Source organism: Pseudactinotalea sp. Z1739 (genome assembly GCF_049725055.1).
Classification (GTDB): domain Bacteria; phylum Actinomycetota; class Actinomycetes; order Actinomycetales; family Beutenbergiaceae; genus CALKWS01.
Genome location: NZ_JBMPQA010000010.1, coordinates 148,167 through 169,511, shown reverse-complemented (window position 1 = coordinate 169,511; position 21,345 = coordinate 148,167). Strand labels below are relative to the sequence as shown.

Here is a 21,345-nt window from a genome sequence, read left to right as displayed (position 1 = left end):
GATCAGATCAGTCGTACCGGGAGGGTCGCTCAGCCACCCCGCCGCGGCAGCTATCATCGAACGATGCGCTCCGTGACCACCCCTGCCGGAACGGGTTTCAACCCGGTGCACCGGACGCTCCCGCCGGGGGTGGGCACGAACGGTCAGGTCTGCACCTGGGGCGCCCAACTCGCAGGAGCCGCACCACCCGAGCGGTGGACGTTGAGCCGCGGCTAGGAGCGCCCAACCGGGCCCGAAGGCCGCTTGCGAACCCACGACGAACCGAGTGAGGTCCTGGTGTTGGTGACAATCCTGGCCGGCGCGGCCCTGCTGGCGCTGGTGGCGCCGTTCGCCGGCCGCGCCCTGGGCGCGGGCGCCGGCTGGCTGCTGGGCGCCGGGTTGGCCGGACTGTGCGCGGCGGTCGCGGCACTGGCCCCCCAGGTGTTCGGTCGGTCGCCGGTGGTGCAGACCGTGCCCTGGATGCCCACCCTGGATGTGCACCTGATGCTGCGCCTTGACGGGCTCTCGCTGGTATTCGCGCTGCTGGTGCTCGGGATCGGCGCGATCGTGCTTGCCTACAGCGCTCGCTACCTGGGTAGGGGACCCCATGCCGGCTTCTACGGTTGGATGAGCGCCTTCGCCGCCGCGATGCTGGCGCTGGTGCTGGCTGACGACGTAGTCGTGATGTTCGTGGCGTGGGAGATCACCACCCTGTGTTCGTTCTTCCTGATCGCACGCTCCGGCCCGAGCGCACGCGAGCCCGCCATCCGCACCTTGCTGGTGACCGTGGCCGGCGGCTTATCCCTGCTGGCCGCGGTGGTGGTGATGGTGGTGGCCACCGGCACCACCAGGCTCAGCGCGATCCTTACCGATGGGATCTGGGCCGAGCATGGCGTCCTGACCACCACGGTGCTGGTGCTGGTGGTGCTGGCGGCGTTCACCAAGTCCGCCCAGTTCCCCTTCCACGCATGGTTGCCCGATGCGATGGCCGCAATCACCCCGGTCAGCGCGTACCTGCACGCCGCCGCGATGGTCAAGGCGGGGATCTACCTGCTGTTGCGTTTCTCCGCCGCCTTCGCCCAGGTGCCCATCTGGAACGTGCTGCTGATCAGCGCGGGACTGACCACCGCCGTGCTGGGGGCGGTGGTGGCGTTGCGCCAGCATGACCTGAAGGAACTGGCCGCCTACTCCACGGTGAGCCAACTGGGTCTGCTGGTGGCCGTGATCGGGGTGGGCACGCAGGAGGCGATGGTGGCCGGTGTCGTGCACACCGTCGCCCACGCACTGTTCAAGGGGTCGCTGTTCATGCTGATCGGTGTGGTGGACCGTCAGGCCGGCAGCCGGGACCTGCGCCGCATCGGCGGGGTGGTGCGCGCGATGCCGCTCACCGCGGTGGCGTTGGTGGCCACGGTGGCCTCGATGGCCGGCATCCCGCCGCTGCTGGGATTCGTCTCCAAGGAGAACCTGTACGAGGCGTTCCTCAGCGTCGAGGGACCCTGGGGCCCGGTGTTGGCCGGGGTGGCCGTGGTGGCCTCGGTGTTTACGGTGGCCTACTCCGGACGGATCCTGTGGGGGCTGCTGGCCCGGCCGGCCTCCCCGGCCTCGCGCTCCGAGTCGGTGGCGGCCGCTGCGGATGATGCAGCCGCGCCGGCCGCCGGGGGCGCCGAGCCACGTTCTGAGAGGAAGCCGCGTGAGGCCGCGGTGCCGTTCTGGCTGATGGCCGCCCTGCCCGGCCTGGCCGGCCTGGTGGTGGGTGTGGCACCGTTCCTGCTGGACACCCTGGTCGCTACGGCCGCCGGGGCTGCCGCGGGTACCGGTATCGAGGTGCACCTGGCCCTGTGGCACGGGCTGAACGTGGCGCTGGTCCTCTCGGCGATCGCGGTCGGATTCGGTGCCGTGGCGATCCGGGCCCGAGGGCGTATCGACGTGATCATGCAGGCCCGCAGTTTCCCGTTCTCGGCGCTGGGCGTGGTGGACGCCACCCGGCGGGGCATCATCAGCCTGGGGGTGCGTGCCGGTGCCCCGACGGCTTCCAACGCCCCGGCCCGGCACCTGGCCGTCCCGATGGTGATGATCGTGCTGATCGCCGTGGTGGGCCTGGCCCGGTTCGCCGGGTTGCCCCAGGTGGTCGGGACCCGTAGCCAACCACTGGACTGGCTCCTGGTGGTCCTGATCGTGGGCGGCGTGGCCGGTGCGGTGCTGGCCCCCACCCGGGTGGCGGCGATCGTCGTCACCGGCGTGGTGGGGTTCTCCACCACGCTGTGGTACTACGTCCTGGGCGCGGCCGATGTGGCGCTGACCCAGTTGCTGGTGGAAATTCTGACCGTGCTGGTGATGGTGCTCGTGCTGCGCCGACTCCCGGAACGATTCCGGCCGGCCTCCAACCGGCGCCGCCTGGGTGCGGGCGCCCTGGCGCTGGCCGCCGGGGCGGCCACCACGGTAGGGGTGCTGGCCCTGACCGGCCGGCGCCCGCTGTCCCCGGCCGGGGAGTTCTACCTCATGCGAGGAGAGGACCTCTCCGGGGGGCAGAACGTGGTGAACACGATCCTGGTGGACTTCCGCGCCCTGGATACCCTGGGCGAACTCACGGTGCTCGGTGTGGCCGGGGTGACGGTGGCCGCGATCCTGGCCGCCCGGGACCCGCTGGCAACCCAGCGGCCGGACCCACCGTTGCGCCACGGCGGCGGTCTGGCCGACTCGGCCCACAACACCATCTTCATCCGCACCCTGCAGAAGTGGGTCGGTCCCGCCGTCGTGGTGTTGTCGGTGCTGTTCCTGGTCCGGGGGCACAACCTGCCCGGTGGCGGGTTCATCTCCGCCCTGATCGGCGGGGCGGGGTTCGGGCTGAGCTACCTTGCCGCCCCGCAGGACAAGCAGTTCCGCCTGCCACCGATGGCGCTGATCGGCTCCGGCGTACTGGTCGGGACCGGGATCGGTCTGGTGGGCCTGGCCGACGGCTCGTTCCTGCGGCCGCTGCACGCCTACCTCTTCGACATCCACCTGACCACCGCGCTGGTCTTCGACGTCGGGGTCTACCTGGCCGTGATCGGTGTGGTGCTCGCCTCGATCAACCTGCTCGGCTCCGAGCGTCCGCCTACCAGAGTGCGGCGGGACACCACCGGCCCACCAGACCAGCCCAGCGGAGCCTCCACGGAACCCCCGTCCGCAGCCGCCGCCGGGAACGCGCGCTCCGGTGACCCGCATGCACATACCAGCGGCGAACCCGCGCCAGTCGCTGCCGGGGAGGTGGAGCGGTCATGACCTTGGCCCTGACTGCCGGCCTGCTGATCGCCGGGGCGGTGTACCTGATCCTGCAACGGGAGATGTTCCGGGTGATCCTGGGCTTCATCCTGTTCTCCCACGGAGCGAACCTGATCCTCTTCGCCGCCGGTGGCACCAGCCAGCGTGCCGAACCCATCGGTGGGGACCTGGACCCGGCCACCGTGGCCGACCCGCTCCCGCAGGCGTTCGTCCTGACCGCGATCGTCATCGCCTTCTCCATCACCATCGTGATGCTGATGCTGGCCGTCGCCGGGCGCCGGGCGGACGATACCCACGACTCCATCCCCGATGACGCCGACGACGACGGCAGTGCCGAGCACGACGGGGACGCCGGCAGCGCCGAGGACGACGGGGACGCCGGGCGCGCCGGGGCCACCGCTGGGGCCGACCCCGGCGGCGCACCCGCCCGGGGGGTGCAGCCGCGATGATGACGACGCTACTGACGCTCTTCGTTGCGGTGCCGCTGCTCACCGGCGGCATCCTCATCACCCTGCCCCACCGGGTGCGGTTGCACCAGGTGACCCTGCTGGTGAGCCTGGCGGGCCTGACCGGCTTCGCGGTCGCGGTCGTGGCAGCCACCTCCGGCGGCGCCGTGCTCGCCCACGGAGTTGCCGACTGGCCGTTCGGTATCTCCATTCCGTTCGTGGCCGATGCGTTCTCGGCGCTGATGCTGACCGTCACGGGGCTGTTGGCACTGGTCTGCTCCTGGTTCGCGCTGCTCACCCAGGTGGGGCGCTCGAAGTTCCTTGCCCCCATGGTGCTGGTGCTGGTGGCCGGGGTGAACGGTGCGCTGCTGACCGGGGACCTGTTCAACCTGTTCGTGTTCATCGAGGTCATGCTGCTGCCCTCCTACGCCCTGTTCGTGCTGGCGGCGCCCGGGCGCGGGGGGCTGCGCCAGATCTCCGGGGCCCGGCTGTATGTGACGGTCAACCTGCTCACCTCCACCGTGTTGCTGGCCGCGGTCGCACTGATCTACGGGGTGGCGGGGACGGTCACCATGGCTGAACTGGCCGGCCTGGCCGCCGAGAACGGGACCGTGGCGATCGGGGCGACCGTGGCCCTGCTCGCCCTGTCGATCAAGGCCGCGGTGGTTCCGGTGCACGGGTGGCTGGCCCGGGCCTATCCCGCCACGCCGCCGGCAATCAACGCCCTGTTCTCCGGGTTGCACACGAAGGTGGCGATCTATGCGATCTACCGGATCTACGCGGTCCTGTTCGACGGCGACGAGCGGTACCTGTGGGTCGGGGTGGTCGCCTTCACCCTGACGATGGTCATCGGCGTGATGGGCGCGGTGGGGGAGACCCGGGGCCGCACCGTGCTGGCGTTCCACATGGTCAGCCAGATCGGCTACATCCTCATGGGCGTGGCCCTGTTCGGACCGCTGGGGCTGACCGCGGGTATCTTCTACCTGCTGCACCACATGATCGTGAAGGCCTCGCTGTTCCTGTCCGTCGGTGCGGTGGAGGCCACCTACGGCACCGACCGCCTCGGGAAGGTCGGTGGGGTGGCCAGGCGCGACCCGGTGCTCGCGGTGGCGTTCTTCATCGCGGCGCTGTCCCTGGCCGGACTGCCCCCGTTCTCCGGATTCGTCGCCAAATACAGCCTTATCCTGGCCTCCATCGATGCCGGGCAGGTGGCCGCGGCCGTTGCGATGGTGGTGGTCAGCCTGGTCACGTTGCTGTCGATGCTGAAGATCTGGTCGGGAATGTTCTGGGGTAAGGCCGATGACGACGGACCTGCCCGGGTGGGCGCTGCACCTGCCGCTGAGGGGCCTGAGCCGGCCACCGCCGCTGGTGGGACGGCGACGAAGACGCGTTCCGCCGTCATCGGTCGTGTCGGGCTGCGCCTGACGCTGCCCGCGCTCGCGCTGGCTGCGGTGACCTCCGCACTCGGTGTGGGTGGGGAGGCGCTGCTGTCGTTGGCGGAGGTGGCCGCGGGCAACCTGTCCGACACCTCCGCCTATGTGGAGGCGGTGCGGAACTCATGAGTTGGTTGACCTGGCCGGTGCGCATCGTGGTGTTCTTGTTCTGGTTCGCATGGGCGGTGATCACCGCCAACCTGGCGGTGGTGCGCGATGTGGTCACCCCCGGGCAGGGCTCCACCCCCGGCGTGGTGGAATTGCGGACCCGGTGCGGGACGAACCTGGAGGTCACCCTGCTCGGGGTGATCATCACCCTGACCCCGGGCACGCTGACGATGGGAACTCACGTCACCGATGACGGCACCCGCACGCTGTACGTGCACGGGATGTACAACACCTCGGCAGAGGACCTTGCCGGGGACCTCACGCAGATGGAGTCGTGGTTGTTGTGGGCGATGCGACGCAAGGGGGTGGGCACATGATCGGGTTGGATGTGGCCATCGTGGTCCTGGTGCTGGTGGCGCTGGCTGCCACGATCAGGATGCTGCAGGGCCCGAGCAACGCCGACCGGGCGGTAGCGGCGGACCTGCTGATGTTCTCCGTGCTGGGCCTGATCGCCCTGATCGGGGTGCGCTCGGGCTCGATCGCCACGTTCGACCTGCTGCTGATCGCCTCGCTCGTCGGCTTCCTCTCGGCGCTGTCCCTGGCCCGTGCCCTGACCAGGGGGAGGCGATGACCGTGTGGGAGATCATCGGGCAGGTGCTCATCCTGGCCGGCACCGTGCTGTTCGCGGTGGCCGGTCTCGGGCTGTTCCAGTTCTTCGATGCTTACAGCAGGATCTCGGCGGTCGGCACCGCGGCGGGGCTGGGTGTCGCGCTGGTCGTGGTCGGGGCACTGTGCCTGCAGCCCGGGTTGTCCAACGGGGTAAAGGTAGCGGCGATCGTGGTCTTCCAACTCACCACCTCGGCGGTGGCCACCTCGGCGATCGCAAGGGCCGCTTATCTGTCCCGGGCACCCTTGCGGCGGCTCACTTTCGACCAGTTGACCCCCACCGAACCGGATAGCCGGGCGGGCGAGGAGGCCTGATCGCTCCCTCACAGGGCAATCGGGCCGCCCGGCGCCATGTGCTCACTCGGCCAGGTGGCCCAGCGGCATGATGCCCAGGACGGTGTGACCGGCGGGCAGCAGGGGGGCCGCCGCATCCGCCATCGCGGGCCGATCCAGCCCGCCGATGAACACGGTGCCATGCCCAGTGGCCGAGGCCCACAGGTAGAGGTTCTGGGCGATCAGACCCGCCTCGAGCCAGGCGAACCGCTCGCCCTGTCCGGGGCCGAGCTCGGCGAAGTAGCCGTCGGCATGCTCGGCACGTGTGCTCAGGAGCACCAGCATCGGGCAGTGGGCTGCCCACGACGCATCCACGGTGGCGCGTGCGAGCCGTTCGCGGTGATCATCGCAGGCGCGCATCGTGAGCCGGTGCACCGCGCCGTCGTACTCGTAGGCCCCGGGGGCCAGACCCCGTACCTGCCCGATGATCGCCGTCGCGGTCACCAGGTACTGCGCGCGTGCGCTGGCGTGTGCGGCGCCTGTGACCCGGCCGGCGGCGTGCCGCAGTGCGCCGCCGACGTCAGCGATCCCCAGCGCGACCTCCGGGAAGGACCTCACCGACCTCCGGCGAGCCAGGAGCGGGCGCAACGGGGTCTCGGGTCCGCAGGGGAGGGGGACGCTGAGCGGTCCGGGATCAGCCCCGGTCACGTTTCGGTCCCCGCCCGCGAGGCCGGGGAATTGTTGTACCCGGTGCGGAACAGTTCGAAGACCACAGCGTGGTCCTGCTCGCCCCACCCGCGCCGTTCGACCTCGAGGAAGAGTTGGGTGAGGAGCGCGGTCATCGGGCTGGGGGTGGCCTCGGCCATGAACGTCTGCATCGCGTAGCGCAGGTCCTTGAGCTGGTTGGCGGCGCTCCCGCCCAGGGAGTAGTCGCCGGTGAGGAACTTCTGCTGTTTGAGTTCGAGCACGGCACTGTTGGCCAGCCCACCGGAGAGAATGCTCACGGCGTCTTCCAGGTCCAGACCACCACGCTCGGCCATCGCCAGCGCTTCGGAGGTCGCGGCCAGCGCTCCGGCGACGATCACCTGGTTACACAACTTCATCAGCGAACCCGTCCCGAGTCCCCCCATCCGCAGCACGGTGCCACCGACCGTCTCCAGCACGGGCCGGACGGCCTCGGTGTCCGTTTCGGAACCGCCCATCATGATGCTCATGGTCGCCTCACGTGCCCCCTTGTCGCCGCCGCTCATCGGAGCATCGACCACCCCGACGTCGTACTCGTCCAGATCCGCGGCCAACGCCCGGACCTCACCCGGGGAGGTGGTGCTCATCACCACCAGGCGCGTACGGTCCAGCCCCGCCAGGCCGGCCAGCAGCCCTTCCGGCCCGAACAGCAGCGTGCGCAGTTGGGCCACGTCCGGCAGTACCGACAGGACCACGGGCGCGGCCGCGTCGTGGGGTGTCCGTGCCCGTGTGGCGCCGACGGACTCCAGGTCCGACGCCGGTCCGGGCGAGCGGTTCCAGACCGTGACGTCGTAACCGGCGCCGACCAGGTTGCGCGCCACCGGCGCCCCCATCACACCCAGGCCCAGCACCGCCACCGGGGCTTGGCCGGACCGCGATCGTGCTGCTCCCGTGGGCGTGGTCCTCATCGGTCTTCTCCCGGTTCGTGATCAGGGGGCACTGGCTCGACCTCCATTGTGGTGCCACACGGAGCGGATCCGTATATTCGATGGACCGGGCAGCGCAATGGTTGCCGTGTACCAAGGAGGTCATCGGACCATGCTTTCCCCCTATCCGGCCGAGGATTTCCCCAGCCAGGCCACGGCGATCGTCACCGGCGCCGGCTCCGAGCGTGGCATCGGCCGCACCTCGGCCCAGCGGGGTGGCGCGGTCTACAGCCTGGCCGCCTACGCCGCATCCAAGGCGGGGGTGATCGGGCTGGCCAAAACGCTGGCGCGCGAACTCGGCCCCCTGGGTATTACCGCCAACTCCGTCTCGCCCGGCTCCATCGACACCGACATCATGGGTGGGCGCCTGACCGATGAGCGCAAGGAAGGGATGCTCAAGGACCTGCCCGTGGGCAGGGTGGGCACCGTGGAGGACGTCGCCCACGTCATCGCGTTCCTGCTCGGCCCCGAGGCCGGGTACCTGACCGGCGTCACCTATGACGTCAACGGCGGCTCGCACATCGCCTGACAGCTCTCAGACCCGGTGCAGGCCGAGCCGGAAGCCGATCCCGAGTGCGGCCACCACGGCGGCGGCGAACACCCAGCCGGAGGCCGCCAGGGCTTGGGTTCCGGACAGGAACACCCCCACCGTGCAGCCCAAGCCGATGATCGCGCCCCACCCCAGTAACACCCCGCCGACCACGGCGGTTCCGGTGCCGCGCAGGGTCAGGGGTTCGATGCTGAACCTGCGTCCGGGCAGGGCCGCTGCCAGGGAACCAGCGACGATGCCCGCCACCAGCCAGCCGTTGGAGGTGATCGTGTCCACCACCAGGGCCACGCAGCCGCGCAGGGTCTGGTCCAGGCCGAGCAGGGTATGGGGGAGTAGCCCGGCCGAATCCAGACCGGTGCGAGTCAGGCCGGAGAGCTGGGAGGTGACTCCCAGCGGTTGATCGCGCAGGAACGCCAGGAACCCGATCACGCCCACACCGGCGCCGGTGGCCAGCGCCGGCCAGCGGTTGACGAACACCGACCGGTGCACGGTCTGCGCGGTGACCCGCGTGGCCGGGCGGGCCGGCGTTGGCGGGTTCCAGCGCAGCAGCCACACGCCGATCAGTACCAGCACGCCCAGTTGCAGCACCGTCGCGATCCCGTAGCCGCCACCGGAGGGCAGCCACGGAACCGGCGCACCGGCGATGGCGTGGGTGTAGATCGGGTTCCAGGTGGCAAAGCCCAGCCCGAACCCGCCCACTGCGCCGGCCAGCGCGGGCAGGGCGCGCAGGCTGCCCTCTCCCAGGCGGTACAGGTGCCCGGCGATGCACCCACCGGAGATCACCACCCCGAGCCCGAAGGCCAGGCCGGCGGCCACCAGCGCCAGGCTCACCGGCCCGATGTGGGCCTGGCCGGGCAGGTTTCCGGAGGTGGGGTCGGGCATGCGGATGGAGAAGATCAGCACGTAGCCCACCGTGCCCACCGCCAGGGCGGTCAGGACCGAGTAGACCCCGCGGGTGTTCTTCTCCTCGAAGGCATCGCGGAAGATGCAGAAGAAGCAGAACCGGCCGCGTTCGAACAGGATGCCCAGTCCCGCGCCGGCCAAGAGCGCGAACGAGGCGCTGGAGCCACCGACGCCCGCGCCCCGGGTGGCGCCGAGCCACCAGGCGGTACCCAGCAGCGTGAGCGCGATCGCCACCGCGATGGTGGTGCGGACCGTGTCAGCCCGTGTCCATCGGACCCCCGTGGACGCGCCCGCCCCGTCCCCGGCAACTGGCGCGTCCGGCGCCCCGCTGGCACCGCCGTCGTCGGCCGCCTCAACGGCGGCCGACGCGGCGGGCGAACCGGAACTGCTCAACTCTGGCCCCACAACCCGCCGCGCTCACCGGTGTTGTTCGTCACCGGCACCCCGACGGAGTTGCCCCACTCGGACCAGGAGCCGTCGTACACGGCCACCTCGGCGCCCAGGATCTGGCTGAGAGCGAACCAGGTGTGGCTGGCACGCTCACCGATGCGGCAGTAGGTGATGATCGGCTCGGAGAAGTCCACCCCGGCCTCGGTGTAGATGGTGCGGATCTCCTCGGCGCTCTTGTAGGTGCCGTCCTCGTTCACGATGTCACCCCACGCCACGTTCACCGCCCCGGGGATGTGACCCCACACCGCGGCGCCCTCACCGTCGAAGATCGCCGGGTCAACGCCGATCTCGCCGTTGTACTCCCCTTCGGAGCGGATGTCGATCAGGGTGGCGTTGGCCTCACCCTCGACGACGTCGAGCACGTCGGGCTGGAAGGCGCGGATGTCGAAGTTCTGCGGCTTGGCCACGAAGTCGCCGCGTTCGCGCTCGGGGACCTCCTGGACCAGTTCGCGCCCTTCGACCTGCTCCCACTTCTTCAGCCCGCCGTCGACCAGCCGAACATCGGGTACGCCGTAGAGGTTGAACACCCAGGCGGCGTAGGCGGCGAACCAGTTGTTGTTGTCCCCGTAGATGACCAGGGAGGAGTCGGTGTTCAGGCCCAGGCCCTGCAGCAGATCGGTGATCTCGTCGGCGTCCAGGAACTCGCGGGTGTTGGGCTGGACGAACTCTCCTGTCCAGTCGACGTACTGCGCGCCGGGGATGTGCCCGTCGACGTAGGCGGTGAGTTCGGAGGTGGGCAGATTCTCGCTGACGTCGATGAGCACGATGTCGTTCTCGGCCAGGCCCTCATCGATACGATCGGCCAGCCAGTCGGTGGAGACCAGGACGTTCTCCAGGTCTTCATCGCCGCCCTGGTGCACATCGTCGAAGCCGCGGTGCTCCCCGACGGCGAAGCTCGTGACGGTGGTCGAGGCCACCTCTGCGTCGGCGACGGAATCGCTCGCGGCCGACGCGGTTTGCTCGGCTGTCTCGCTGCTGGCGTCGGCCTCGGAGCCGCCGCCGGCGATCAGCGCGCCGGCGGTGGCGGCCATTGCGGCCACGGCCACGAAGGCGATGCCGGTGGTCAGGCTCTTCCGGCTCGAGCCGCGGGTCTGCTCGGTCGGCTCGGACAGCTCCGACGGGGTGGGCTCGGGTGCGTCGGGAGTGCTCATGGAAGACCTCTCGGTGTCGGTTCGGGGCAGCGACACCGGAGTTGCCCGGACCGCCTGTCGAGGAACACTAGGGAGGCCGCCGGTGGTGACGTCTTGGTCACCCCGATCCGCTCACATCGTGAGATGGAAGTCTCAGCGAGAGAGTCGAGAACCGTCGTACCGTGACTAGCGGGGTGCTGGTGGGTCCGGTCGTGGTCCGGTTTCGAGATAAGCGGTCGCGGTCCTGAGGACCCATCGCTCCTGCTCGGCGGTCTCCACCGCGCGCGGTCGGTAGTGCCGGCGCACCCAGGCCACCGCGTCCTCGGCCCGGACCCCACTCATGATCGCCAGGACCGACAGGGCGGTGCCGGTGCGTCCGGTGCCACCGGCGCAGGAGATCTCCACCCGATGGCTCGCCATCACCTCATGGATCCGGCGCAGCGTCGCCACCGCATCAGGGGTGCTGACCGGCAGGGAGAAGTCGGGCCATTCGATCCACAGGTGCTCCCACGCCTGGGTGCCCGGGTCGGCCTCGAGCAGGTACAGGGCCACCTCCGGCTCGGGCGCATCGCCGCGGGCTTGGAGCCGCCCGATGCCCCGGACGCGGCGCCCGTCGGGCAACTGCACCACGCCATGACCCAGGTCCCACGTCGTCATGGAGGCACCCTAACGTCGGGATGAGACCGATGAAACCGGCCCATCTCGGCGCCGTCGGCCCCGGCCGAGGCAGGCGGGGCCGACGGCGTGGCTCGCCCGGGCGAGCCCGGTGCTCACAGGTAGCGGGCGTAGCCGCGCAGGGTGAAGAATTCCTCGAACTCCTCGCCCAGTGCCACCTCCCGGAAGAGTTCGATGGCCTCGTCGAGACGATTGGACGATCCGTCACCGCCACCCTCGTCGGCGATCTCGCGGGAGATCCGGGCAGCCTCGTTGCCGATGAGGCGCTCCACCAGCTCGGTGGTGACATCCAGGCCCTCCTCCAGGCGCACGGCCTGGTTCACCCATTGCCACACCTGGGTGCGGGCGATCTCCACGGTGGCGGCATCCTCCATCAGGTGGTCGATCGCGACCGCGCCCTGGCCCTGCAGCCAGGCCTGCAGGTACCGCAGCGACACGGCGATGTTGGAGCGCAACCCTTCGTAGGTCACGCCGCTGCCGGCGGTGTGCAGCTCCAGCAGGTCACCCGGGTCGAGGAAGTCCTCGCGCTGCCGCTCGAGCTGGTGGTCCCGGCCGCGCAGCGCCGGGCCGAAGGCGTCGCGTGCGGTGTCAACCAGCCCCGGGTGGGCCACCCAGCCGCCGTCGAAACCGTCCTCGGCGTCCCGGGCCTTGTCCGCCCGGACCCGCTGCAGCGCCCTGAGCGCCGCGGGCCGATCGGTGCGGCTGGGCAGGTAGGCGCTCATGCCCCCGATCGCGTGGGCGCCACGCTTGTGACAGAGAGCGACCATGCGTTCGCAGTAGGCACGCATGAACGGCGTGGTCATCGTGACCGCTGCACGGTCGGGCAGGACGGCCTCGCGGCCCCTGCTGCGCAGGGTTTTGATGATGGAGAAGATGTAGTCCCACCGCCCGGCGTTCAGCCCGGCGGAGTGCTCGCGCAGTTCATACAGGATCTCCTCCATCTCCAGTGCCGCCGGCAGGGTCTCCACCAGCACGGTGGCCCGCACTGTGCCACGGGGGATGCCGTAACGGTCCTGGAGGAAACAGAAGACCTCGTTCCACAGGCGTGCCTCCAGGTGTGACTCCAGTTTCGGCAGGTAGAAGTAGGGGCCCTGGCCGCGCTCGATCAGAGCATGGGCGCAGTGGTGGAAGTACAGCCCGATGTCGACCAGTGCCGCTGCGGGGTGCTCGCCGTCGATGAGCAGGTTCTTCTCGGGCAGGTGCCATCCGCGCGGGCGCATCATCACGGTGGGCGGGTTCGGCCCCACCCGGTAGGCCTTGCCGGCCGTGGAGGTGAAGTCCAGTTGCCCGGTGGTGAACCGGATCAGGTTGAGTTGGGCGGCCATCAGGTTCGCCCAGGTGGGGGAGGTGGCATCCTCCAGGTCGGCCATCCACACATCGGCCCCGGAGTTCAGGGCGTTGATCGCCATGGAACGGCTCACCGGCCCGGTGATCTCCACCGTGCGGCGTGCCAACCCCGGTCCCGGCGGGGCAACCTGCCAGGTGGGGTCCTCGCGCACCGTGCGGGTCTGGTCCAGTAGGCCCAGGCCCTCACCGGCTGCGATGCGCTCCTGGCGCGCCACCCTGGCCTTCAGCAAGGTATGACGACGACGGCCGAACCGGCGGTGCAACTGCGCCACCGTGTCCTGGGCCCCGGGGGTGAGAACGGTCCCGGCCTCGGGCACCGGCGGTCCGCTGATCTGCACCGACGGCGTGGCCGGGTTGGCGCCGGGGTGTGCGGCCGGCGGCGGCTGGGTCGTTGGCGACATCGTGGGGGTACTCATCAGAACTGCTCCTCTTCGGTCGAGCCGGTCAGCGCCAGCGTCTGGGAGGTGGGGTTGAGTGCGGTGGCCACCCGGTCGAAGTACCCGGTGCCGACCTCTGCCTGGTGCTTGACGCCGGTGTAGCCGCGCTCGGCGGCGGCGAACTCGGCCTGCTGAAGCGCGGCGTAGGCGCTCATCCCGGTACGGGCGTAACCGTGGGCGAGTTCGAACATGGAGTGGTTCAGGGCGTGGAACCCGGCCAGGGTGATGAACTGGAAGGAGTAACCCATCGCGCCCAGTTCGCGTTGGAACCGGGCGATCTGGTTCTCATCCAACGCGGCCCTCCAGTTGAACGACGGCGAGCAGTTGTAGGCCAGCATGGTGCCCGGATGCTCGGCCTGGATGGCCTCGGCGTACCGGCGCGCGAAGCCCAGGTCCGGGGTTCCGGTCTCCACCCACAGCAGGTCCGCATAGGGGGCGTAGGCCAGCCCGCGAGCGATCGCCGTCTCCTCACCGGCACGGGTGTGGAAGAAGCCCTCGGCGGTGCGCTCGCCGGTGAGGAAGGGCTGATCGCGCTCGTCCACGTCGGAGGTGATCAGGGTCGCGGCCAGGGCGTCGGTTCGGGCGATGACCAGGGTGGGCACGTCGCTGATGTCCGCGGCCAGCCGGGCGGCACCGAGGGTGCGGATGTGCTGTGCGGTGGGCACCAGCACCTTCCCGCCCAGGTGGCCGCACTTCTTCTCACTGGCCAGTTGGTCCTCGAAGTGCACTCCGGCCGCACCGGCGGCGATCATGGACTTCATCAACTCGAAGGCGTTCAGGGGGCCGCCGAAGCCCGCCTCGGCATCGGCGACGATCGGGGCGAGGAAGTGCTGGCTCTCGGCGCCCTCGGCGTGGGCGATCTGCCCGGCCCGCAGCAGGGCGTTGTTGATGCGGCGCACCACCGCCGGCACCGAGTTGACCGGGTAGAGCGACTGGTCGGGGTAGGTCTGCCCGGCCAGGTTGGCATCGGCGGCGACCTGCCAGCCGGACAGGTAGATCGCCTGCAGGCCCGCCTTGACCATCTGCACCGCCTGGTTGCCGGTCAGCGCGCCCAGCGCGTTGACGTAGTCGGTGGTGTGCAGCAGGTCCCACAGCCGCTCCGCCCCGAGGCGGGCCAGGGTGTGCTCTTCGACCACCGGCCCGCGCAGGGCGATGACGTCCTCGGCGGTGTGCTCGCGGCGCACCCCGGCCCAGCGGGGCTCGGTGGCCCACCGATGGCGCAACTCCTGGGCGGGGTCCGCTCCTGCTCCGTCCGGCTGGGGGGCACCGTTGGTGTCCGTCAGGTCGGTTCCGGTGCGGTGTTCGCTCGCGGTCATGGTCATCGTCGTCTCCTTGGATCGGTGCGGGCTGCCTTATCGGCCGGACTGGCCATGACCCGAGCCTGGACAACGTTGTGCCGTACTTCTACGCCAACGTTCGTGAAAGAACGACGCTTCTTTCGCTATAGTGAGGAAATGTCCCTCACATCCGCGACCAGAGCGGGAAACACTGTCCTGACCGTCGGGCGCCGCATCCGGCACTTCCGCACCGCGGCCGGCTTGACGCTGGATCAGGTGGCCGCCCAGGTCGGCGTGGCCGCCAGCCAGTTGTCGCTGATCGAGAACGGCCACCGGGAGCCCCGCCTGACCCTGCTGCGCACCTTGGCCGAGGCCCTGGGCACCACGGTGGCCGACCTGCTCGATGAGTCACCGCCGAGCCGACGCGACGCCCTGGAGATCGAACTGGACGCTGCCCAGCGCGGCTCGCTGTACCGGGCACTGGCGCTACCCACCGTGCGTCCCGGGCGCAGACTCCCGATGGAGGCCCTGGAGGCGCTGGTGGGTCTGCACGGCGAACTGGCCCGCCGCTCCAACGAGGCCAGTGCCACCCCGGAGGAGGCCCGTCGCGCCAACACCGAACTGCGCCGGGACATGCGCGCGCGGGACAACTACCTGGTCGAGATCGAGGAGGCCGCCGAGAGTCTGCTCTCCGCGGTCGGTTACACCGCCGGCCCGGTCACGCACCGCACCGTGGAGCGGATGGCCGACCACCTCGGGTTCACGCTGCACTACGCCAGGGACCTACCGTCGTCGACCCGTAGCGTCACGGACCTGGAGAACCGCCGGATCTACCTGCCGCCGCAGTCCATCCCCGGCGGGCACGGGCTGCGCTCCCTGGCACTGCAGGCGCTGGCGCACCGGGTGCTGGAACACACCCAGCCGAGTACGTATGCGCACTTCCTTCGCCAGCGTCAGGAGATCACCTACTTCGCCGCCGCGGTGCTGATGCCCCGCCACCAAGCGGTCCAGTTCCTCACCTCCGCCAAGAAGGACCGGGAGTTGTCCATCGAGGACCTGCGCGATGCGTTCGGGGTGACCCACGAGGGTGCGGCGCACCGGTTCACGAACCTGGCTACCTCTCAGTTGGGGATCCGGGTGCACTTCGCCCGGGTGGGGCGGGACGGGACGTTGTACAAGGGATATGAGAACGATGACGTCACCTTCCCCACCGACGTGACCGGTGCGATCGAGGGGCAACTGGTGTGCCGGTACTGGACCTCCCGGACCGTGTTCGATCACGCCGACCGGCCGGGGGAGTTCCATCAGTACACCGACACTCCCTCCGGGACGTTCTGGTGCACCGCCCAGATCGGTACCGGCGCCGGCGGTGACTTCTCCATCACCATCGGTGTGCCCTTCGCCGACGCGAAATGGTTCCGGGGCAGGGATGCCACCTCCAGGTCGGTCTCGCGCTGTCCGGACCTGAGTTGCTGTCGTGAGCCAGAGCCTGCTCTGGCCGAGCGGTGGCGGACCTCCTCCTGGCCGAGTGCCAAACTGCACACCCACATCATGCAGGCCCTGCCGGGCGGGACGTTCCCGGGTGTGGACGACTCCGAGGTCTACGCCTTCCTGCAGACACACGCTCCCGATCAGGAGTGATCGGACCCGTCCGCACGAGCCCGGGGGTGCGGTGGGATGAAAGCCGGGACTCGATCGGTTGTCCCCATTGGCGGTGCCAGTCGGCGCCGCCCCGTCTGTGAAAGGTGCCCGATGCCGCTGCCGCTCTCCATCCTCGACCTTGCCACCGTTGCCCGTGGTCAGACCGTTGCCGAGTCACTGGCCGGAACCGTGGCGCTGGCCCAGAAGGCGGAGGAGACCGGCTACCAGCGGGTCTGGTACGCCGAGCACCACAACATGGCCGCGATCGCGTCCTCGGCGACCTCGGTGCTCATCGCGCACGTCGCCGCCCACACCGGCTCGATCCGGCTGGGCTCGGGCGGCATCATGCTGCCCAACCACGCGCCGTTGCTGATCGCTGAGCAGTTCGGCACCCTGGAGACCCTCCACCCCGGCCGGATCGACCTCGGCCTGGGCCGCGCCCCGGGCACCGACCAGAACACCCTACGTGCGCTTCGCCGCGACCCCGCCTCGGCGGAGTCCTTCCCCCAGGACGTCCTGGAACTGCAGGCCTACCTGCGGGGCGAGAGCCGCATCGCCGACGTGGACGCCTATCCCGGCAAGGGCACCGACGTGCCCCTGTACATCCTGGGATCCTCGCTGTTCGGCGCGGAACTGGCCGCCGTCCTCGGCCTGCCCTACGCCTTCGCCTCGCACTTCGCCCCGGCGGCTCTGCACGAGGCGATCGCGCTGTACCGCAGCAAGTTCACGGCATCGGAGCAACTCGCCGAGCCCTATGTCATCGCCGCCTACAACGTCATCGCCGCTGATGACCAGGCCGACGCCGAGCGTCAGTTGCAGGAAGTCATGCGCAGCCGGGTGGCGCTCCTGCTGCGCCCGGGGGCCGAGTTCACCGACGAGCAGGCCGACGCGCTGCTGAGGTCACCGAAGGCCCAGCACCTGCACCAGATGATGACCTACAGCGCAGTCGGAACACCGGACGTGGTGGAGCAGAAGGTGGCGGAGTTCGCCGAGCAGACCGGCGCGGACGAACTGATGATCGCCCACCAGGGACCTCGAGTGGACGATCGGCTGCGTTCGGTCGAACTGCTGGCCGAGGCGTACCTGACCTGACCTGACCTGGGCCGGGATCACCCCGCGGCGAGCAGCGCGCCGGCGGGTCTGATGTGGCTGCCTCCGAGTCCTGGTCCCCGTTCCATCGCCGGCGGATGCCCCCGAGACGGCGCGCCGCCTGGTGGAGGAGGAGAACGTCTCACTGATCGAGTTGTGCGGAGGCTTCGAGTTGCCCGACGCGGCGAGAGTGGCCGATGCAGTGGGGGGCAAGGTGCCGGTGGGGCATGTGACCTTCGCAATCGACTCCATACCGGCAGCCGCCCGCTTCAACGCTCAGACCCACCCTTCCCGCTGAGATGCCGCTTCAGATGGACTACTGGGGACAGATCGCCGGTGTAGACGGCGTCCGAATGGTCGAGTTTTCGTAGAATCTGGAGGTGTGAGCCGGATGGAGCGGTAGGCGAACTCCGCGCGGGTCTGGCTCGTGAGAGGTGCCGCCACATGCCCAAGTCAGGAGGGCAGCAGTCGATGTCCGACGCGATTGGGCGGGCTGGCGGGGCCCTGGGGATTCTGGCGTCCCGGCCGACGGGCCCGGCTTGAGTGCTGGGTCAGGAGGTGACCTGGCGGCCGCGGGCGTCTGCAAGGAACTCGAGCAAGACCGCATCACCGGCGAGCTCGACCAGGTGGACCGCCGACTCGACGCCCACCACGACAAGCTGCGCGTCGAGAACGCCCGGCCCTTCGAGATGCTGCGAGATCCCGAGGTCGACGTGCGTTGGGTGCCCCCGGCAGGACTCGAACCTGCAACCTACGGATTAGAAGGCCGTTGCTCTATCCATTGAGCTACGGGGGCGCACCGAGCAGAATACCGCCGCGCCGGATCCCAACCCCCACCAGCGGCTCTGCTCGTTCGAGTTGCAGGCACGCACGTCTGGTTGTTGGGTGAGCAGACGTCATCGTATGGGGGAGCGCAAGGAGGCCACGTGTCCCGAGTCCGTGTGGTGGGTCCGCTGCTGGCCGTTGCCGTGGTGATGTCGCTGGCGGCCTGCGCCGACGACTCCGGGCCACCGACGCTGACCTGGTACATCAACCCCGACGACGGGGGCCAGGCCGAGATCGCCCAGACCTGCACCGAGGAATCCGACGGCGCCTACGTGATCCAGACCGCCCTGCTGCCCCGGGAAGCCTCCGATCAGCGCGAACAACTGGCCCGCCGCCTGGCCGCCCAGGACGCCTCCATCGACATCATGAGCCTGGACCCCCCGTTCATCCCCGAGATGGCCGAACCGGGCTTCCTGGCCGAAGTGCCCGAGGAACTGCAGGACACCGACGGCGTGGTTCAGGGCGCGATCGACTCGGCGACCTGGGAGGACGAACTGGTCACCGTCCCCTTCTGGGCCAACACCCAGTTGCTCTGGTACCGCGAATCCGTCGCCGAGGAGGCCGGGTTGGACATGAGCGAACCGGTCACCTGGGAGCAGTTGATCGAGGCGGCCGCCGAGAACGACCTGTACCTGGGGGTGCAGGGGGCCCGTGCGGAGTCCCTGACCGTGTGGATCAACGCGTTGGTGGCCTCCGCCGGGGGAGAGATCCTGACCAACCCCGAGGCCACCTCGGACGAGTTGGAACTGGACCTGGACTCCGAGGCCGGGCGGCAGGCCGCCGAGGTGGTCAGCCGGATCGGTTCGGAGGGTCTGGGCGGCCCGGGGCTGCCCACCGCCGATGAGAACGCCTCGATGAACCTGTTCCAGGGAGACCGTGGCTCGTTCATGGTGAACTGGCCGTTCGTATACCCGGCGATGATGGACGCGGAGTCCGACGTCATCGACGACCTCGCCTGGACCGCCTACCCGCGCATGGACGCCGATACCGAATCAGCACCGCCGGTCGGGGGCATCAACCTCGGCGTGGGTGCCTTCTCCAGCAACATCGAGGAGGCCTGGGAGGCGGTGGCCTGCATCGTGCAGCCCGAGCACCAGGCCGAGTACTTCGTCACCAACGGCAACCCGCCCTCGGCGATCGAGGCCTACGAGGACGAACGGGTGCAGGAGGAGTTCCCGATGGCAGATGTGATCCGGGACTCCCTGGAACAGGCTGCCCCGCGCCCGCAGACCCCCTTCTACAACGAGATCTCGATCGGGCTGCAGACCACCTGGCACCCGGTCTCCGGGGTCGACCCGGAGATCACCCCGGGCAGTTCCCAGCAGTTCATCACCGAGGTGCTGCGAGGGGAGCGGTTGCTGTGAGCGCATCGGCCACGACCCGTCCGAGGGACCAGAGCCAGGAGGGGCCCCGTAAGAAACGTGCCTCCGACCGGACCCGCTCCGAGGCGCGGCTGGGCTGGTGGCTGGCCGGCCCTGCCTTCGGCCTGATGCTGCTCGTGACGCTCTATCCGATCGGTCAGGCCACCTTCGACTCGCTGTTCTCGCTGCGGTTGACCGCCCCGGACGAACGGGAGTTCATCGGGCTGAACAACTACGCGGTGATCCTGACCGATTGGGCCTTCTGGCGTTCGATGCTGGTGACCCTGTTCATCACGGTCACCACGGTGGCGATCGAGTTGGTGCTCGGCTTCGCCCTGGCGATGATCATGCACCGGGCGATCAAGCGCCTGCGCGGGATCGTCAGGACCGCGATCCTGGTGCCCTACGGGATCATCACCGTGGTCTCGGCGTTCGCATTCTTCTATGCCTTCGACATCAACACCGGGTACATCAACAACTGGTTCAGCTGGGTGCCCGGCATCGACGATGGCTTCAACTGGTTCGCCTCCCAATGGCCTTCGCTGTTCGTGATCGTGCTGTCGGAGGTGTGGAAGACGACACCGTTCATCTCCCTGCTGCTGCTGGCCGGTCTGGCCCAGGTGCCCGGGGAACTGGAGGAGGCCGCCAAGGTCGACGGGGCCCGGTCCAGGCAGGTGCTGCGCAAGGTGACCCTGCCGAACATGAAGGCCGCAATCATGGTCGCGGTGCTGTTCCGGGCGCTGGAGGCGTTCCGGATCTTCGACAACATCTTCATCATGACCGGCGGCGCCAACAACACCGAGGCGCTGTCCCTGCTGGCCTATAACACCTCGATCGGACGCCTGGAGATCGGGATGGGTTCGGCGATCTCGGTGCTGCTGTTCCTCAGCGTGCTCTTGATCAGTTTCATCGCGATCAAGGGGTTCCGCGTGGATCTGTCCGGCGGGAAGGGGGACGACTGATGGGTATGACGACGAAGGCCAAGGTCGGCTGGGCCGTCGCCACCGTGCTGGTGCTGGTCTGGTCGCTGTTCCCGGTCTTCTCCATCCTGATGACCTCGTTCAAGACCCAGGCCGGGCTGTTCTCCGGCACGCTGCTGCCCCGGGAGTGGACCTGGGAGAACTACGCCGAGATCCTGGCCCCCGGAGGCAGCGCCCAGGACCTGTTCCTGCCCGCCCTGCGCAACTCCATCGGCATCTCGCTCATCGCCACCGCGATCGCGGTGGTGCTGGCCACCCTGTGCGCCTACGCGATCGCCCGGCTGGACTTCCGCGGCAAGAAGATCATCCTGACCTCGGCGCTGGCCGTCTCGGTGTTCCCGGTCGTGTCCATCGTCACCCCGCTGTTCAACCTCTGGCGCGTGGTGGGCCTGTACGACACCTGGGCCGGGCTGGTCATTCCCTACCTGTCGTTGACGCTGCCGATCTCGATCTGGACGCTGTCGGCGTTCTTCCGGCAGATCCCCTGGGAGTTGGAGCAGGCCGCCCAGGTCGACGGCGCCACCCCTTTCCAGGCGTTCCGTAAAGCGGTGGTTCCGCTGGCCGCACCCGGGGTCTTCACCACCGCGATCATCGCCTTCTTCATCGCCTGGAACGATTTCGTCTACGGCATCTCGCTGACCTCCACCACCGCCGCACGCCCGGTGCCGGCGGCGCTGTCCTTCTTCACCGGGGCCTCCCAGTTCGAGGAGCCCACCGGGGCGATCTCGGCCGCGGCGATCGTGGTGACGGTGCCGGTGGTGGTCGTGGTGCTGATCTTCCAACGCCGGATCGTCTCCGGCCTGACCCAAGGCGCCGTCAAGGGCTGAGTCCCGCGGCCACACCA

21 protein-coding genes and 1 tRNA gene are annotated in these 21,345 nt (G+C 69.4%); 14 read left to right on the top strand and 8 right to left on the bottom strand.

Annotated elements, in window-relative coordinates:
• Positions 1-63 precede the first annotated feature (63 nt).
• From ACO0LV_RS13970 to ACO0LV_RS13940, 7 genes are read left to right on the top strand one after another with little or no spacing between them, the layout of a single operon-like run.
• Positions 64-216: a hypothetical protein gene (locus ACO0LV_RS13970; protein ID WP_424788519.1), complete on the top strand. Its 153-nt coding sequence runs from the start codon at positions 64-66 to the stop codon at positions 214-216.
• Positions 217-276: 60 nt separating this feature from the next.
• The gene (locus tag ACO0LV_RS13965) at positions 277-3,240 is read left to right on the top strand and encodes a DUF4040 family protein (protein ID WP_424788518.1); all 2,964 of its coding nucleotides are present in this window, start codon (positions 277-279) and stop codon (positions 3,238-3,240) included.
• The gene (locus ACO0LV_RS13960) at positions 3,237-3,689 is read left to right on the top strand and encodes a sodium:proton antiporter (RefSeq protein ID WP_424788517.1); all 453 of its coding nucleotides are present in this window, start codon (positions 3,237-3,239) and stop codon (positions 3,687-3,689) included. The genes ACO0LV_RS13965 and ACO0LV_RS13960 overlap by 4 nt, the downstream gene beginning before the upstream one ends.
• Positions 3,689-5,248, top strand: a complete 1,560-nt coding sequence (locus ACO0LV_RS13955; RefSeq protein WP_424788516.1) for a monovalent cation/H+ antiporter subunit D family protein — start codon at positions 3,689-3,691, stop codon at positions 5,246-5,248. Before ACO0LV_RS13960 ends, ACO0LV_RS13955 begins: the two co-directional genes overlap by 1 nt.
• Positions 5,245-5,604 carry a Na+/H+ antiporter subunit E gene (locus ACO0LV_RS13950; RefSeq protein ID WP_424788515.1) on the top strand — a complete coding sequence of 120 codons (360 nt, stop codon included), beginning with the start codon at positions 5,245-5,247 and terminating at the stop codon, positions 5,602-5,604. The genes ACO0LV_RS13955 and ACO0LV_RS13950 overlap by 4 nt, the downstream gene beginning before the upstream one ends.
• Positions 5,601-5,858: a monovalent cation/H+ antiporter complex subunit F gene (locus ACO0LV_RS13945; protein ID WP_424788514.1), complete on the top strand. Its 258-nt coding sequence runs from the start codon at positions 5,601-5,603 to the stop codon at positions 5,856-5,858. The genes ACO0LV_RS13950 and ACO0LV_RS13945 overlap by 4 nt, the downstream gene beginning before the upstream one ends.
• Positions 5,855-6,208, top strand: a complete 354-nt coding sequence (locus tag ACO0LV_RS13940; protein WP_424788513.1) for a cation:proton antiporter — start codon at positions 5,855-5,857, stop codon at positions 6,206-6,208. The genes ACO0LV_RS13945 and ACO0LV_RS13940 overlap by 4 nt, the downstream gene beginning before the upstream one ends.
• Before the next feature lie 42 nt (positions 6,209-6,250).
• Here ACO0LV_RS13940 and ACO0LV_RS13935 read toward each other — a convergent pair whose 3' ends face one another.
• The gene (locus ACO0LV_RS13935) at positions 6,251-6,784 is read right to left on the bottom strand and encodes a nitroreductase family protein (protein WP_424788512.1); all 534 of its coding nucleotides are present in this window, start codon (positions 6,782-6,784) and stop codon (positions 6,251-6,253) included.
• A gap of 86 nt (positions 6,785-6,870) precedes the next feature.
• On the bottom strand, positions 6,871-7,818 hold the full coding sequence (locus ACO0LV_RS13930; RefSeq protein WP_424788511.1) for an NAD(P)-dependent oxidoreductase: 948 nt from the start codon (positions 7,816-7,818) through the stop codon (positions 6,871-6,873).
• Between the two features lie 130 nt (positions 7,819-7,948).
• Here ACO0LV_RS13930 and ACO0LV_RS13925 point away from each other — a divergent pair, with 130 nt between their 5' ends.
• Complete coding sequence (locus ACO0LV_RS13925; RefSeq protein WP_424788510.1) at positions 7,949-8,365, top strand: SDR family oxidoreductase; 417 nt, start codon at positions 7,949-7,951, stop codon at positions 8,363-8,365.
• A gap of 6 nt (positions 8,366-8,371) precedes the next feature.
• Here ACO0LV_RS13925 and ACO0LV_RS13920 read toward each other — a convergent pair whose 3' ends face one another.
• The 5 genes from ACO0LV_RS13920 to aceA all read right to left on the bottom strand — a co-directional run bounded on the left by ACO0LV_RS13920 (position 8,372) and on the right by aceA (position 14,644).
• A complete protein-coding gene (locus tag ACO0LV_RS13920; protein ID WP_424788509.1) occupies positions 8,372-9,523 on the bottom strand; it encodes a YeeE/YedE family protein in 1,152 nt (383 codons plus the stop codon).
• Positions 9,524-9,678: 155 nt separating this feature from the next.
• Positions 9,679-10,890, bottom strand: a complete 1,212-nt coding sequence (locus tag ACO0LV_RS13915) for a sulfurtransferase (protein ID WP_424788508.1) — start codon at positions 10,888-10,890, stop codon at positions 9,679-9,681.
• A 165-nt stretch (positions 10,891-11,055) separates the two neighbouring features.
• Complete coding sequence (locus tag ACO0LV_RS13910; protein ID WP_424788507.1) at positions 11,056-11,526, bottom strand: protein-tyrosine phosphatase family protein; 471 nt, start codon at positions 11,524-11,526, stop codon at positions 11,056-11,058.
• Between the two features lie 113 nt (positions 11,527-11,639).
• The gene (gene aceB / locus ACO0LV_RS13905) at positions 11,640-13,307 is read right to left on the bottom strand and encodes a malate synthase A (protein ID WP_424788506.1); all 1,668 of its coding nucleotides are present in this window, start codon (positions 13,305-13,307) and stop codon (positions 11,640-11,642) included.
• Positions 13,307-14,644 (bottom strand): isocitrate lyase, encoded by a 1,338-nt coding sequence (gene aceA, locus ACO0LV_RS13900; protein ID WP_424788532.1) that lies wholly within the window; start codon positions 14,642-14,644, stop codon positions 13,307-13,309. The genes aceB and aceA overlap by 1 nt, the downstream gene beginning before the upstream one ends.
• A 138-nt stretch (positions 14,645-14,782) precedes the next feature.
• Between aceA and ACO0LV_RS13895 the strand changes: the two genes are divergently transcribed.
• The 3 genes from ACO0LV_RS13895 to ACO0LV_RS13885 all read left to right on the top strand — a co-directional run bounded on the left by ACO0LV_RS13895 (position 14,783) and on the right by ACO0LV_RS13885 (position 17,633).
• Complete coding sequence (locus ACO0LV_RS13895) at positions 14,783-16,246, top strand: helix-turn-helix domain-containing protein (RefSeq protein ID WP_424788505.1); 1,464 nt, start codon at positions 14,783-14,785, stop codon at positions 16,244-16,246.
• A 111-nt stretch (positions 16,247-16,357) separates the two neighbouring features.
• Positions 16,358-17,338 (top strand): LLM class flavin-dependent oxidoreductase, encoded by a 981-nt coding sequence (locus ACO0LV_RS13890; RefSeq protein WP_424788504.1) that lies wholly within the window; start codon positions 16,358-16,360, stop codon positions 17,336-17,338.
• 70 nt (positions 17,339-17,408) lie between these two features.
• Positions 17,409-17,633: a DUF6506 family protein gene (locus ACO0LV_RS13885; RefSeq protein ID WP_424788531.1), complete on the top strand. Its 225-nt coding sequence runs from the start codon at positions 17,409-17,411 to the stop codon at positions 17,631-17,633.
• Between the two features lie 425 nt (positions 17,634-18,058).
• Here the strand turns inward: ACO0LV_RS13885 and ACO0LV_RS13880 are convergent.
• Positions 18,059-18,131, bottom strand: a tRNA-Arg gene (locus tag ACO0LV_RS13880).
• Between the two features lie 178 nt (positions 18,132-18,309).
• Between ACO0LV_RS13880 and ACO0LV_RS13875 the strand changes: the two genes are divergently transcribed.
• From ACO0LV_RS13875 to ACO0LV_RS13865, 3 genes are read left to right on the top strand one after another with little or no spacing between them, the layout of a single operon-like run.
• Positions 18,310-19,524: an extracellular solute-binding protein gene (locus tag ACO0LV_RS13875; protein WP_424788530.1), complete on the top strand. Its 1,215-nt coding sequence runs from the start codon at positions 18,310-18,312 to the stop codon at positions 19,522-19,524.
• Positions 19,521-20,483, top strand: a complete 963-nt coding sequence (locus ACO0LV_RS13870) for a carbohydrate ABC transporter permease (RefSeq protein WP_424788503.1) — start codon at positions 19,521-19,523, stop codon at positions 20,481-20,483. The genes ACO0LV_RS13875 and ACO0LV_RS13870 overlap by 4 nt, the downstream gene beginning before the upstream one ends.
• Positions 20,484-20,488: 5 nt before the next feature.
• Positions 20,489-21,328, top strand: a complete 840-nt coding sequence (locus ACO0LV_RS13865) for a carbohydrate ABC transporter permease (protein WP_424788502.1) — start codon at positions 20,489-20,491, stop codon at positions 21,326-21,328.
• Positions 21,329-21,345: the final 17 nt, after the last annotated feature.

Coding starts and splice junctions, on each gene's coding strand:
- ACO0LV_RS13970 (WP_424788519.1), top strand. CDS start 64: ATGCGCTCCGTGACCACCCCTGCCGGAACGGGTTTCAACCCGGTGCAC.
- ACO0LV_RS13960 (WP_424788517.1), top strand. CDS start 3,237: ATGACCTTGGCCCTGACTGCCGGCCTGCTGATCGCCGGGGCGGTGTAC.
- ACO0LV_RS13955 (WP_424788516.1), top strand. CDS start 3,689: ATGACGACGCTACTGACGCTCTTCGTTGCGGTGCCGCTGCTCACCGGC.
- ACO0LV_RS13950 (WP_424788515.1), top strand. CDS start 5,245: ATGAGTTGGTTGACCTGGCCGGTGCGCATCGTGGTGTTCTTGTTCTGG.
- ACO0LV_RS13945 (WP_424788514.1), top strand. CDS start 5,601: ATGATCGGGTTGGATGTGGCCATCGTGGTCCTGGTGCTGGTGGCGCTG.
- ACO0LV_RS13940 (WP_424788513.1), top strand. CDS start 5,855: ATGACCGTGTGGGAGATCATCGGGCAGGTGCTCATCCTGGCCGGCACC.
- ACO0LV_RS13930 (WP_424788511.1), bottom strand. CDS start 7,818: ATGAGGACCACGCCCACGGGAGCAGCACGATCGCGGTCCGGCCAAGCC.
- ACO0LV_RS13925 (WP_424788510.1), top strand. CDS start 7,949: ATGCTTTCCCCCTATCCGGCCGAGGATTTCCCCAGCCAGGCCACGGCG.
- ACO0LV_RS13915 (WP_424788508.1), bottom strand. CDS start 10,890: ATGAGCACTCCCGACGCACCCGAGCCCACCCCGTCGGAGCTGTCCGAG.
- ACO0LV_RS13910 (WP_424788507.1), bottom strand. CDS start 11,526: ATGACGACGTGGGACCTGGGTCATGGCGTGGTGCAGTTGCCCGACGGG.
- aceB (WP_424788506.1), bottom strand. CDS start 13,307: ATGAGTACCCCCACGATGTCGCCAACGACCCAGCCGCCGCCGGCCGCA.
- aceA (WP_424788532.1), bottom strand. CDS start 14,644: ATGACCGCGAGCGAACACCGCACCGGAACCGACCTGACGGACACCAAC.
- ACO0LV_RS13895 (WP_424788505.1), top strand. CDS start 14,783: ATGTCCCTCACATCCGCGACCAGAGCGGGAAACACTGTCCTGACCGTC.
- ACO0LV_RS13890 (WP_424788504.1), top strand. CDS start 16,358: ATGCCGCTGCCGCTCTCCATCCTCGACCTTGCCACCGTTGCCCGTGGT.
- ACO0LV_RS13875 (WP_424788530.1), top strand. CDS start 18,310: ATGTCGCTGGCGGCCTGCGCCGACGACTCCGGGCCACCGACGCTGACC.
- ACO0LV_RS13865 (WP_424788502.1), top strand. CDS start 20,489: ATGACGACGAAGGCCAAGGTCGGCTGGGCCGTCGCCACCGTGCTGGTG.